Source organism: Paralimibaculum aggregatum (genome assembly GCF_030270585.1).
GTDB lineage: Bacteria > Pseudomonadota > Alphaproteobacteria > Rhodobacterales > Rhodobacteraceae > Thermohalobaculum > Thermohalobaculum aggregatum.
Window position 1 is genome coordinate 1 of record NZ_BSYI01000153.1, and the last position, 419, is coordinate 419.

General features: G+C 73.5%; 1 pseudogene. It reads left to right on the forward strand.

The window, feature by feature from the left end:
* Positions 1-189: 189 nt before the first annotated feature.
* Positions 190-419: pseudogene (locus QSJ97_RS24735) on the forward strand (hypothetical protein); the annotation flags it as partial.

The following is a 419-nucleotide window of genomic DNA, read 5'->3' on the forward strand; positions in this document are numbered from 1 at the left end:
GTTCCATGCCCGGCGGCGCACGGTCCCGGTGCGGGCGGTGCGTCCGGCGGGGCAGCCGGGCACGATGCCCCGACCAGGGAGATCCGGTCCAGCATCGAGGACGGCATGCAGCGCTGCGATGCACCCGAAATCCCGCGCCGGGCTGCGGGGCCGGGGCCCCGCGTTTCCCGCAGGACTGCCGCCAGGCTCATGAAGGAAAACGGCATTCGTCCGCCCCGGCGCCAGCGGCGCTTGCCGGATGCGGCTGGCAGCCGGCATGCGCCGCTGGCGCCGAACCTGCCGGATCGGACCGTCACCATCGCCCCTGTAGAGACCGTCCGGCTGACCGGCATTGCCCATGGTCCAACGGGCGAGGCCGGCTGCACCTCGCTTCGGCAAGGCATCTCGGGGCCGTCGCGACCGCTGGTCGGTCCATGCCA